Origin of the sequence: Bradyrhizobium sp. LHD-71, from assembly GCF_031157255.1 — a bacterium.
In the GTDB taxonomy this organism is placed as follows: domain Bacteria; phylum Pseudomonadota; class Alphaproteobacteria; order Rhizobiales; family Xanthobacteraceae; genus P52-10.
Window position 1 is genome coordinate 1 of record NZ_JAVIFX010000060.1, and the last position, 11,718, is coordinate 11,718.

10 protein-coding genes are annotated in these 11,718 nt (G+C 63.5%); 9 read left to right on the top strand and 1 reads right to left on the bottom strand.

Annotated elements, in window-relative coordinates:
- Positions 1-145: 145 nt before the first annotated feature.
- Positions 146-1,402: a ubiquinone biosynthesis hydroxylase gene (locus tag RCO31_RS34310; protein ID WP_308972886.1), complete on the bottom strand. Its 1,257-nt coding sequence runs from the start codon at positions 1,400-1,402 to the stop codon at positions 146-148.
- A gap of 225 nt (positions 1,403-1,627) precedes the next feature.
- On the opposite strand from RCO31_RS34310, the gene tesB reads away from it, so the two are divergent.
- From tesB to RCO31_RS34355, 9 genes are all read left to right on the top strand, one after another.
- Positions 1,628-2,530, top strand: coding sequence for an acyl-CoA thioesterase II (gene tesB, locus RCO31_RS34315; protein ID WP_308972887.1), 903 nt, complete (start codon positions 1,628-1,630; stop codon positions 2,528-2,530).
- A gap of 141 nt (positions 2,531-2,671) precedes the next feature.
- Positions 2,672-3,010 carry a P-II family nitrogen regulator gene (locus tag RCO31_RS34320; protein ID WP_308972888.1) on the top strand — a complete coding sequence of 113 codons (339 nt, stop codon included), beginning with the start codon at positions 2,672-2,674 and terminating at the stop codon, positions 3,008-3,010.
- A gap of 37 nt (positions 3,011-3,047) precedes the next feature.
- Positions 3,048-4,355, top strand: a complete 1,308-nt coding sequence (locus RCO31_RS34325) for an ammonium transporter (RefSeq protein ID WP_374991576.1) — start codon at positions 3,048-3,050, stop codon at positions 4,353-4,355.
- A 298-nt stretch (positions 4,356-4,653) separates the two neighbouring features.
- A complete protein-coding gene (locus RCO31_RS34330; RefSeq protein WP_308972889.1) occupies positions 4,654-4,992 on the top strand; it encodes a P-II family nitrogen regulator in 339 nt (112 codons plus the stop codon).
- 36 nt (positions 4,993-5,028) lie between these two features.
- A complete protein-coding gene (locus RCO31_RS34335) occupies positions 5,029-6,468 on the top strand; it encodes an ammonium transporter (protein ID WP_308972890.1) in 1,440 nt (479 codons plus the stop codon).
- 258 nt (positions 6,469-6,726) lie between these two features.
- Positions 6,727-7,935 carry an aminotransferase class I/II-fold pyridoxal phosphate-dependent enzyme gene (locus RCO31_RS34340; protein WP_308972891.1) on the top strand — a complete coding sequence of 403 codons (1,209 nt, stop codon included), beginning with the start codon at positions 6,727-6,729 and terminating at the stop codon, positions 7,933-7,935.
- 89 nt (positions 7,936-8,024) lie between these two features.
- Positions 8,025-10,412 carry a DNA translocase FtsK 4TM domain-containing protein gene (locus RCO31_RS34345; RefSeq protein WP_308972892.1) on the top strand — a complete coding sequence of 796 codons (2,388 nt, stop codon included), beginning with the start codon at positions 8,025-8,027 and terminating at the stop codon, positions 10,410-10,412.
- A 146-nt stretch (positions 10,413-10,558) separates the two neighbouring features.
- Positions 10,559-11,359: an outer-membrane lipoprotein carrier protein LolA gene (locus RCO31_RS34350; protein ID WP_308972893.1), complete on the top strand. Its 801-nt coding sequence runs from the start codon at positions 10,559-10,561 to the stop codon at positions 11,357-11,359.
- A 57-nt stretch (positions 11,360-11,416) separates the two neighbouring features.
- Positions 11,417-11,718 (top strand): endonuclease/exonuclease/phosphatase family protein (locus RCO31_RS34355; RefSeq protein WP_308972894.1); only part of this gene is annotated, 302 nt, incomplete at its 3' end.

Here is an 11,718-nt window from a genome sequence, read left to right on the forward strand (position 1 = left end):
GTGTCGTTTATGGATCAGAAATTCGCACGTTGGACTCGCGGCAACGATGGCGCGAATTTCTGATCCACGACACTAGATCCCTTCGGGAGCGACGCGACGCCGTCTGAACGGTCGTGCCTCATCAGTGACGCCCTGCGTGACGGCGCTACAATGATTCGCCCCGCAAGAGCCTCGGCACCTCGCCGCTCAGGCCCGCGGCCTGCTTGATCAGCACGTTTTTCACAGGCGGCATGCGGTCAACGAGACCAAGCCCGATATCGCGCACGGTGCGCAGCAATGCCGAGCGATTCGAAAAGAGAAGGTTCAGTCCATTGGTGGCGATCCCCATCGCCATCGTGTCGAATCGGCGCCAACGCTGATAGCGCTCAAGCACGGGCGCCTGTCCAGGATCGAGACCGAGCCGCACCGCGTCGACCAGAACCTCCGCGAGTGCGGCGACGTCCTTCAGCCCGAGATTCAGGCCCTGGCCGGCGATCGGGTGAATCACATGCGCGGCGTCGCCGACCAGCGCAAGGCGGTCACCGATGAACGAGCGCGCAACGAAATAGCCCAGCGGAAATGCGCGCGGCGTGGTCTCTGCACGCAGCTCGCCGAGATGCAGGCCGAACCGCTGCTCGAGCTCCCGGCGAAAATCATCGGCCGGCAGCGCCACGATGCGCTCGGCCTCGTCACGAGCCTCGGTCCACACCAGCGAAGAGCGCCGTCCTGTCAACGGCAGGATCGCGAACGGGCCGGCGGGCAGAAAGTGCTCCTCTGCGCGTCCGTGATGATCGCGCTCGTGCGAGACCGTGACGACGATACCCGATTGGTCATACTCCCAGCCATTGGTGGCAATGCCGGCCCGCTCACGCAAAGCCGAACGGCCGCCATCGGCCGCGACAAGCAGGCGGGCTTCGAGAGTTTCACCGTCGTCCAAGGTCACGGCGATTGCATCACGGTGGTTCTCGAAGCCGGTCACCGCGCACGTGCGCAACACGACGCCCTGCGCGACGCACGCATTCACCAGCGCGTCGATCAGAAACCGGTTTTCGATCATGTGCGCGAACGGCCGCGCGGGTGCATCAGTCTCGCTTGTCGTCGGACCTCGCGACGAGGTCACGTCGCCCGCGAAGGTCAGAAACGCCGGACGCATCACGTCTTCGAGCTGGCTGTCGGTGACGATCATGTCGACGATCGGTTGCGCATGCGGCGCGACCACGCTCCAGACGCCGAGCACTTCGAAAAGGTTTCGGCCAGCGGCGATGATCGCGGATGCGCGCGGATCACTGCTCGGCCGTGTCGCAAGCGAAGGATCCGCCACGACGACCTCGAACGCGGTGCCCAGGCCCTTGCGCAGCGCAAGCGCCAGCGCAAGACCTGCAAAACCTCCGCCGCCAATGACGATGCGCTGGTATTCAGCCATGTCTGCAATCATCCCGAATGACGGCGCACCGTACACGAAGAACGTTCATCTTTAATGATCTATGCGGTCGCCGCGCTCTCGCCAAGGCCCGCCGGGCCTTGCCACCGCATGGTTGCTGCGCGACATAGGGGTGAATCTTTGGCCGAATCTTTGATCGAATCTTGGGCCGAAGCTTGAGCCAAGCCTGGAGCTGAACTTTGGGCGAGTTTCCCTTGCCGGAACGCCATGTCTGAAGCGCCTATCGAACTGCTGAAGCTGCTCGATCTCGAGCCGATCGAGGTCAACCTGTTTCGCGGCGTCAGCCCGGCATCCAAGTGGCCGCGCGTGTTCGGCGGGCAGGTGATCGGACAGGCAATGGTAGCCGCGTGCCGAACCGTCGAGAACCGGCTGCCGCACTCGCTGCACGCCTACTTCATTCTTCCCGGTGATCCGACCGTGCCCATCATCTACGAGGTCGGCCGGCTGCGCGACGGGCGAAGTTTTTCGACCCGGCGCGTGACCGCGATTCAGCACGGCCAGGCGATCTTTTCCATGATCGTGTCGTTCGCCGCGCAGGAGAAGGACAGCTTCCAGCACCAGGAGATGATGCCCGAGGTGCCACCGCCTGAAGCGTTCTCGCCGGAGAACATGGCCGGTCATCCGCTGCTTGCGAATGCGCCGCACTTCGTGAAGCGGTTCTTCGAAAGCGACCGTCCGTTTCGTCGGCGTCCAGTGGAGATGCGGCCGATCGAATTCGAGCGCTATCTCGGTACGAAGGCGCCGGGCGGGCGTATCAATTTCTGGATCAAGGTCAATGCGGATCTGCCGGACGACCCGGCAATTCATCAATGTGCGCTGGCCTATGCATCGGACATGGCGTTGCTTGATTCGGTCGCGGCGCGACACGGGCAGGCGCTGTTTCAGGACAACCTCATGGCCGCAAGCCTCGATCACGCCATGTGGTTTCATCGTCCGTTCCGGGCGGACGAATGGATGCTCTATTCCCAGGACAGCCCCAGCGCCAATGGCGGTCGGGGCCTGGCGCGCGGCATGATCTTCACCCGCGACGGCATCCATGTGGCGACTGTGGCACAGGAAGGTCTGGTGAGGCTTCGCTCGCAGCCTCCGACCTCTCTTCGCAACGCTTGATTGATCTGAAAATTTGCGGAAAGCCCAACGCGAGGGCACTTTCACCGCTTAACTCTTGCGCAGTCTGCCGATAAGCTCGGCACGGGCAAGCGTTTGCCGAATCTGCCGCCGCTCGCGTGGATCGGCCAAAGAGGCGTGGTCATGAAGTTGATTGTTGCGATCATCAAGCCGTTCAAGCTCGACGAGGTGCGGCAGGCGCTGACGGATATCGGCGTCCACGGGATGACCGTTACCGAGGTGAAAGGCTACGGACGGCAGAAGGGCCACACCGAAATCTATCGCGGCGCCGAGTACGTGGTGAACTTCCTGCCGAAGCTGCGAATCGAGATCGCGGTCGATACCGCGATGGCCGAGAAGGCGGTGGAGGCGATTACCAGGCACGCCCGCACCGGCCAGATCGGCGACGGCAAGGTGTTCGTGACAAATATCGAAAGCGCATTGCGGATTCGTACGGGGGAAACCGACAGCGACGCGCTTTAACTCGGCACGCTCGCATTCGAGGGGTGGGGGATTTCTGATGACGGCGTTTGTCTGCCGCGCGGCGGTCGGTACTGTGATCGCTTGCTTCGCTTCGGCCCTGCCGGCGCTCGCACAGCCAGCCACCCAAGCCGCCAAGCTCGACGCCGCCGATACCGCCTGGATGATGATGGCCACCGCCCTGGTGCTGATGATGACGATCCCGGGGCTGGCGCTGTTCTACGCCGGCATGGTCCGCAAGAAAAACGTGCTCGCGACGATGGCGCAAAGTCTTATCGCGGTCGCAATGATCTCCGTCCTTTGGGTGGCGTTCGGCTATTCGCTCGCCTTTGTCGGCGATGGCCCCTGGATCGGCAACCTCGACCGCGCCTTCCTTGCCGGCATGACGATGGATGGCGCCCATCCGGCGGCCAAGACCATTCCGGAAGCCCTGTTCGTCCTCTACCAGATGACGTTTGCAGTGATCACCGTGGCGCTGATTGCCGGCTCCGTCGCGGACCGCATGCGCTTTTCCGCGTATCTGTTGTTTTCCGCCGGCTGGTTCATTTTTGTGTACGTGCCGCTCGCACACTGGGTCTGGGGCGGGGGGTTCCTTGCCACGGCTGGCCTGCTCGATTTCGCCGGCGGCACCGTGGTGCATCTGAGCGCAGGAATCGGCGGCCTTGTTGGAGCGATCGTGCTCGGCCATCGCCAAGGCTTCAGGGCAGAAAACCACGCCCCTTACGACCTGTCGCTTGCTGTGATCGGCACGGGCCTGCTCTGGGTCGGCTGGTTTGGCTTCAACGGCGGCTCGGCGTTGGCCGCCAACCCGCGCGCGGTCATGGCGATTACGGCGACGCATCTCGCCGCCAGTGCCGGCGCCCTCACCTGGGCCGCGATCGAATGGGCCAAGCGCCGCAAGCCGTCGGTGCTCGGGATGATCTCCGGGGCCGTCGCCGGTCTTGGCACGATCACGCCCGCGTCCGGTTTTGTTGAGCCCTGGCAGGGCATCGTCATCGGGATTATTGCCGGTGCGCTGTGCTACTGGGCCTGCACCAGCCTGAAGCAGCGGCTGAACTATGACGATTCGCTCGATGTCTTCGGCGTGCATGGGATTGGCGGACTGACCGGCACCCTTCTCGCCGGCGTGTTCGCAACGGCTGCGATCGGCGGTACCTCCGGCTGGATCGAGGGTAATCCGCGGCAGCTGCTGACCCAGCTCTACGGCATCGCCGTCACCTTGCTGTGGTCCGGCGGCGTGACCTTCCTGCTGCTCAAGCTGATCGGCCTGTTCGTCCCGCTTCGCGCGACCCCGCAGCAGGAGCTCGAGGGCCTGGACATCACCCAGCACGGAGAGGCACTGCAATAGGCGTCGCCTGCCGGATGACAGCGGCTTTGCCTCGGGGCTAGGCACGATTGTGTTCGCAACCTGTCGTGCCCGGAAAATGAGCAGTCGTGACTAGTGTTTGGGCGAGGCATCACACGACGCTGTGGCCGCAGCCCTCTGCACAGCAAATAAGCGTGCATTCATAAATCGTTAGGGAATGGCGGCGAACTGGCACGCCATTTGATTCCTGCTGCTACGGCTGTGCCCGCGGGATGCTCTTCGCGTGGTCATCTCAGTCGGGAAGCCCGACCGTGTCCGGGTGCTAAGCGGGGAAGAACCCATGAAAATAGTTATGGCGATCATCAAGCCATTCAAGCTGGAAGAGGTCCGTGATGCCCTGACCGCCATTGGCGTGCATGGCCTGACGGTGACGGAAGTGAAGGGCTATGGCCGGCAAAAGGGCCATACCGAAATCTATCGCGGTGCTGAGTACGCGGTCAGCTTCCTTCCAAAGATCAAGCTCGAGGTCGCAGTCGCCTCCGACCAGGTCGACAAAACCATCGAGGCCATCACGACGGCGGCGAAGACCGGTCAGATCGGCGACGGCAAGATCTTCGTGATCGGCCTCGATCACGCCGTGCGCATCCGTACCGGCGAATCCGACGCCGCTGCCCTTTGATCTCGCGCAACCTTATCCAAGCAGGAGTTAGACAAAATGAGTTTGAAGCGTCCCACCAGCGCGGGATTGATTGCCCTCGCAGCCGGCCTGTTCGCCGCAACGGCGGCCTACGCCGAGCCGACTGTCAATAAGGGCGACAACGCCTGGATGCTAACCTCGACAGTGCTCGTGTTGCTGATGACGATCCCGGGGCTTGCGCTCTTTTACGGCGGTCTCGTCCGCTCCAAGAACATGCTCTCGGTGCTGATGCAGGTGTTCTACACCGTCTGCATCGTGGCCGTGCTCTACGCCGTGTACGGCTACAGCCTCGCCTTCACCGGCGGATCTGACTTCATCGGCGGTTTCTCGAAAGCCTTCATGTCGGGCGTTACCACCGATTCGAAGGTGGCGACGTTCAGCGTCGATACCAATATCTCCGAGCTCGTCTATTTCTGCTTCCAGCTGACCTTTGCCGCAATCACGCCGGCGCTGATCGTCGGCGCCTTCGCCGAGCGGATGAAGTTCGCGGCCGTGGCGCTGTTCGTGCCGCTGTGGGTCACCTTTATCTACCTGCCGATGGCACACATGGTCTGGTACTGGGCCGGCCCGGACCTGATCCAGGAGGCCGCCAAGGCGGTGGCGGCGGCGGCCGACGGCGCAGCCAAGACGGCGGCCGAGGCCAAGCTCGCCGAAGTCAATGCCGATGCGGGATTCCTGTTCAAGATGGGCGCGATCGACTTCGCAGGTGGCACCGTGGTGCACATCAATGCCGGCATTGCCGGCCTGGTCGGCGCACTGATCATCGGCAAGCGCATGGGTTACGGCAAGGAGCTGATGGCCCCCCACTCGCTCACCATGAGCATGATCGGCGCGGCCCTGCTCTGGGTCGGCTGGTTCGGCTTCAACGCCGGTTCGAACCTTGAGGCCTCGGGCGGCGCTGCGCTTGCCATGTCGAACACCTTCGTCGCGACCGCGGCGGCGGCGCTGTCGTGGATGTTCGCCGAGTGGATCGTGAAGGGTCATCCTTCGCTGCTCGGCGTGCTTTCAGGTGCAATCGCCGGCCTCGTCGCCGTGACCCCGGCTGCGGGCTTTTCGAGCATCATGGGCGCAATCGTGCTCGGCCTGATCGCCGGCGTGGTCTGCCTGATCTTCTGCACCGCGATCAAGAACGCGCTTGGCTACGACGACTCGCTGGACGTGTTCGGCGTACACTGCGTCGGCGGCATCGTCGGCGCAATCGCCACCGGCGTTCTGGTCAATCCGGCGCTCGGCGGCACCGGCATCATGAACTACGAGACGCTGCAGGCGGGGTACGACAGCGCTGCCCAGATCATGTCGCAGATCAAGGCGGTTGCCTTCACCCTGCTGTGGTCGGGCATCGGCTCGGCGATCCTGTTCAAGATCGTCGACGTGATCGTCGGGCTGCGCGTCCCCGCCGAAAAGGAGCGCGAGGGCCTCGACGTCACCGAGCACACCGAGCGCGCGTACAATATGTGAGGAAATCGTACCCGCCGCCCACACCGGCAGCGGATACAGGACAACGGTTGGGGCACAAACCCGGCAATGCCCTGTCCGTCGAGGGGCTCCAGCGCAAGCTGGGGCCCCTCAGTCTTTTTGGGGATGACTGCGTTCTCCCGACTGCAAAAAGGCTCTCAAATGTCGATGGTTAATCGGGTCTTAACCTCGGCCCACCTATGGTAACGTCCACTCCCCGGCGTGCGTCGCGCCGGGCCGAGCGTCGGCGTTCTTATGTCCATGACCCAACCTGTTCCCCAGCACCCTGCGTCCGCCTCAAAAGAGGCCGAACGATCGCCATTCGCCCGGCTTGCCGAGCTCTTGGCGGGACATGAGCCGGGCAAACCGCTGATAAGCTTGTCACTGGGCGAACCGCAGCACCCGGTTCCCGATTTCGTACAGCCGGTGCTGGCGAAGCATACGGCGGACTTCGGCCGCTATCCGATCGCCAAGGGCATCGAGCCGTTCCGCAAGTCTGTTGCGGACTGGCTGGGCCGCCGTTTCATGCTGCCGCGCGCCATCGATCCGGAAACCGAGGTCTTGGTGCTGAACGGCAGCCGCGAAGGCCTGGTATTCGCCGCCATTGCGGCGGAGCGCTACGTGGCCGCTCGCCGCGGCAAGCCTGCAATCCTGATGCCGAACCCGTTCTACCCAGCCTATGGCGCGGGAGCACGCGCGGCCGGCTGCGAGCAGGTCTATCTGCCGACGAAAGCTGAGAACGACTTTCTTCCGGATCTCGACGCGCTGAGCGACGATCTGCTCGCGCGCACCGTCGCCTTCTACATCGCCTCGCCCGCGAACCCGCAAGGTTCCGTCGCAAGCCGCAGCTATCTCAACAAGCTCAAGTCGCTCGCGGATCGCCACGGCTTCCTCATCTTCAGCGACGAATGCTACTCGGAAATCTACACGGTCAACCCGCCGGGCAGCATGCTGGAAGCGGCCGGGCCCGACTTGAAGAATGTCGTGGTGTTTCAATCGCTATCGAAGCGCTCGAACCTGCCGGGCATGCGCGTCGGCTTCGCCGCCGGCGACAAGTCCTTTCTTGCTGCATTCCATGAGCTTCGGAACGTGGCGGCGCCGCAGGTGCCGGTGCCGCTGCAACAGGTCGCCGTCGCGGCCTATGGCGACGAGGCACATGTCGAGGAGAACCGCAGACTTTACCGGTTAAAGTTCGATCTCGCCGACCAGATCCTGGGCAGCCGCTACGGCTACAAGCGCCCGGCCGGCGGATTTTGCGTCTGGCTGGACATTTCCGCGCTCGGCACTGAAGAGGCGGTGACGTTGCGTCTGTTCAAGGAGGGCGGTGTTCGCGTCATTCCGGGCAGCTACCTTGCGCGGCAGCAGCCGGACGGCAGCAATCCAGGCAAGGGCTACATTCGCCTCGCGCTGGTGCAGGACTCGGATACGACCGCCGAAGCGCTGCACCGCTTGGTGGAGGTCCTTGGCTAATGCAACGGGTCGAGCAAAAGGGCAGATAAGTGGGGGCGACCGAGCGCACACTTCCCTTAATGAGCCGATTGCCTGAATCGGTCCGCGAAATGCTGGCACGCCGGCTGCGCGAGCTGACGGGGTTGGGCCTCATTGCGCTGGCCTGTGTCGCATCCGCAGCGCTTGCGACCTGGTCGGTACAAGATCCAAGCCTCAGCCACGCGACATCGAAGCCGGTCCGCAACCTCCTCGGCTATCCGGGGGCGATCGCCGCCGACCTGCTGATGCAGACGTTCGGGCTCGGCGCGATCATGCTGCTGCTGCCAGTCTCGATCTGGGGCTGGCGGATGCTGACGCACCGGCATTTCGATCGCGAGGCGATCCGGCTGGCCTGTTGGATTCTCGCGACCGTGCTGTGCTCGGGCTTCGCAAGCTGCTGGCCGCGCACCAGTGCGTGGCCGCTGCCAACCGGTCTTGGCGGTGTCACCGGTGATGCGCTGCTGCGCCTGCCGGCATCACTGATTGGTGCGGATGGCTTCTTCACGCGGCTGCTTCTCGGTGTTCTGTTCGGCGTGGCGACGATCGTGATCTTCGCGATCGCAAGCGGCGTCGGGTCGCGCGAGGCGCCGGACATCGAGGATTTCGAGGACGATGAGGCAGAGGAAGACGAAGAGTCGACCGAACGCGAAGCGCGGGGACTGATTTCGCTTGGACTGATCTCGCACGCTGTTCTCAGTCTGCGCGCGCGTTTGGGCCGTCTGCTGGCAGCCTCCCTCGGCCTGCTGCTTTCAGGACGCGCCGCGCCTGCGGCCAGCCATTTCGATCGGCGCGAGCCGACCCTCGGCGACGCCGGCCCCTCCATCGTCCCATCGTCAGGGGACAATCTTAACGGAGAAGACGAGGACGAAGAGGAAGAGGAAGAAGCCGAAGAGGACGAGGCCGCCCCGGCGCCGCGCAAGCGCGCGTCGCGCGCGCCTGCGAAGAAATCGTCTGGCAGTTTCGTGCTGCCACCCATGGCGGTTTTGTCCACACCGAAGGCCTCCGATCGCAAGACCCTCAGCAACGACGTACTGCAGCAGAATGCAAAGGCGCTCGAAGCCGTACTGCAGGATTTCGGCGTTCGGGGCGAGATCACCAATGCGCGTCCAGGCCCCGTCGTCACCCTCTACGAACTCGAGCCCGCGCCCGGCATCAAGTCCTCGCGCGTGATCGGCCTTGCCGACGACATCGCACGTTCGATGAGCGCAATGGCCGCCCGCGTAGCGGTCGTCGCCGGCCGCAACGCTATCGGCATCGAATTGCCGAACGAGCATCGTGAGAAAGTGTACCTGCGCGAATTGCTTGCGGCCAAGGAGAACGTCGAATCGGTCGCGAAGCTGCCGCTCTGTCTCGGCAAGACCATCGGCGGCGAGCCGGTCATCATCGACCTTGCGCGCACCCCCCATATGCTGATCGCCGGCACCACCGGCTCGGGCAAATCGGTGGCCATCAACACCATGATCCTCAGCCTGCTCTACCGGCTGAGGCCCGATCAGTGCCGCCTCATCATGATCGATCCGAAGATGCTCGAACTGTCGGTTTATGACGGTATCCCGCATCTCCTGACGCCGGTCGTCACCGATCCGAAGAAGGCCGTCGTCGCGCTGAAGTGGGCCGTGCGCGAAATGGAAGAGCGCTACAAGCGGATGGCCAAGCTCGGCGTGCGCAACATCGACGGCTATAACGCGCGCCTCGCCGACGCCCGGGCCAAGGGCGAGGAGTTGACCCGTACCGTTCACACTGGCTTCGACAAGGAGACCGGCAAGGCGATTTATGAGGAAGAAAAGCTCGACCTCGAGCCACTGCCGTTCATCGTCATCATTGTCGACGAGATGGCCGACCTGATGATGGTGGCGGGCAAGGACATCGAAGGCACCGTACAGCGGCTCGCGCAGATGGCGCGCGCCGCGGGACTGCACGTCATTCTCGCAACGCAGCGCCCCTCGGTCGACGTCATCACCGGCACGATCAAGGCGAACTTCCCCACCCGCATCTCGTTCCAGGTCACGTCGAAGATCGACAGCCGCACAATTCTCGGCGAGATGGGCGCAGAGCAACTGCTCGGCCAGGGCGACATGCTCTACATGGCGGGCGGCGGCCGCATCAGCCGCGTGCACGGACCGTTCGTCTCCGACGACGAGGTCGAAAAGGTGGTTCGCCATCTCAAGACGCAAGGCACGCCGGAATACCTCGAGGCCGTTACCGCTGAAGAGGAGCCCGAGGAGGACAGCGCCGTGTTCGACTCGACCGGCATGGGCGGTGGTGGCGAGGCCGACCTGTTTGCGCAGGCCGTGCAGATCGTCAAACGCGACCGCAAGGCATCGACCAGCTATATCCAGCGGCGGCTGCAGATCGGCTACAATCGCGCCGCCTCGCTGATGGAACGCATGGAAGAGGAAGGGATCGTCGGTCAGGCAAATCACGCCGGCAAGCGTGAGATCCTGGTGCCGGAAGAATAAGTCGGTTCTGACGGTAACCGATCACGATCTTGAAACGGGCGCGGCCGGGGTCGTGAAATAGCCACAGCGAGGCAATACGGCCGCCTCGCGGGACGAAGAGACACACGAAACGGCGGTGCCTTGAGCACCAGAGAGGTCCTTTAAGCATGCAGCACCCTCGCCGAGCGTTTGCGGCGATCGCGACGGCCGCCGCCCTGAGCGTGGCGGCTTCGCAGGCGCTGGCAGAGACGGTTCCGCTGCCGCGGGCAGCTCCTAGGGATCGCGGCGCCGCAAAGCCTGTGGTCGGTCCCCTTGCCGCAACGCCGTTGGCCGGCACGCCACCACCGGCAACCCAGCGTCCGCCGACCCCTGTTCTGCCGGATCCGCGCATGCGGGCCGTGAGCGACGGAACGTTCGACGCCACACAGCGGGCGCAGGTGGCCAAGATTTCGAGCTACCTGTCTGGTCTGTCGACGCTGGTCGGCAACTTCGTTCAGGTTGCGCCGAACGGCGAGCGCACCACCGGCGAATTCTATATGCAGAAGCCGGGCAAGGTTCGTTTCGCGTACGATCCGCCGAGCCCGATCGACCTGGTATCCGACGGAACGTCGATGGTGGTGCGTGATCGCAAGCTCGCGACGCAGGACGTCTATCCGTTGTCGCAGACACCCTTGCGTTACCTCCTGTCCGACCGCATCGACCTTCTGAAGGACACCAATGTGGTGGGCGTCTCAGCCGACGACGTCTTCATCACTGTGACCATCGAGGAAAGGCAGGCGCTGGTCGGCACCAGCCGGCTGATGCTCATGATCGGTGCGAAAGACAACCAGCTCAAGCAGTGGACGATCACCGATCCGCAAGGTTACGATACCACGATCGCGGTCTATAACCTGAACACGCAGAAGAAGCCCGACCCGGAATTGTTCCGGATCGACTACATGCGCTACGATGACGGACGCGGCGGTTGATCGGAAAAGCGATCGCCGTCAATCCTTGACGATGCCCCGCCTTACCCCAGCCGTCGCATGCGCCTGACCATCTCGACGTGGAACATCAATTCCGTTCGCCTGCGCATCGACGCCGTCGCGAAATTCATCAAGTCGGTACGACCGGACGTCCTCTGTCTGCAGGAGACCAAGTGTCCTGACGATGCCTTCCCGCTGAAGCGCTTCAAGCGTCTCGGCTATGAGCATGTCGCCGTCAACGGCCAGAAGGGATACCACGGCGTGGCGATCGTCTCGCGGCTTCCTTTCGACCAGACCGACATTCGAACCTTCTGCGGCAAGATCGACTCGCGCCACGTTTCGGTTTCGCTCGGCAATCGGGC

Bases quoted from the DNA above. Each gene is read 5' to 3' on its own strand.
- RCO31_RS34310 (WP_308972886.1), bottom strand. From the start codon at position 1,402: ATGGCTGAATACCAGCGCATCGTCATTGGCGGCGGAGGTTTTGCAGGT.
- tesB (WP_308972887.1), top strand. From the start codon at position 1,628: ATGTCTGAAGCGCCTATCGAACTGCTGAAGCTGCTCGATCTCGAGCCG.
- RCO31_RS34320 (WP_308972888.1), top strand. From the start codon at position 2,672: ATGAAGTTGATTGTTGCGATCATCAAGCCGTTCAAGCTCGACGAGGTG.
- RCO31_RS34325 (WP_374991576.1), top strand. From the start codon at position 3,048: ATGACGGCGTTTGTCTGCCGCGCGGCGGTCGGTACTGTGATCGCTTGC.
- RCO31_RS34330 (WP_308972889.1), top strand. From the start codon at position 4,654: ATGAAAATAGTTATGGCGATCATCAAGCCATTCAAGCTGGAAGAGGTC.
- RCO31_RS34335 (WP_308972890.1), top strand. From the start codon at position 5,029: ATGAGTTTGAAGCGTCCCACCAGCGCGGGATTGATTGCCCTCGCAGCC.
- RCO31_RS34340 (WP_308972891.1), top strand. From the start codon at position 6,727: ATGACCCAACCTGTTCCCCAGCACCCTGCGTCCGCCTCAAAAGAGGCC.
- RCO31_RS34345 (WP_308972892.1), top strand. From the start codon at position 8,025: ATGCTGGCACGCCGGCTGCGCGAGCTGACGGGGTTGGGCCTCATTGCG.
- RCO31_RS34350 (WP_308972893.1), top strand. From the start codon at position 10,559: ATGCAGCACCCTCGCCGAGCGTTTGCGGCGATCGCGACGGCCGCCGCC.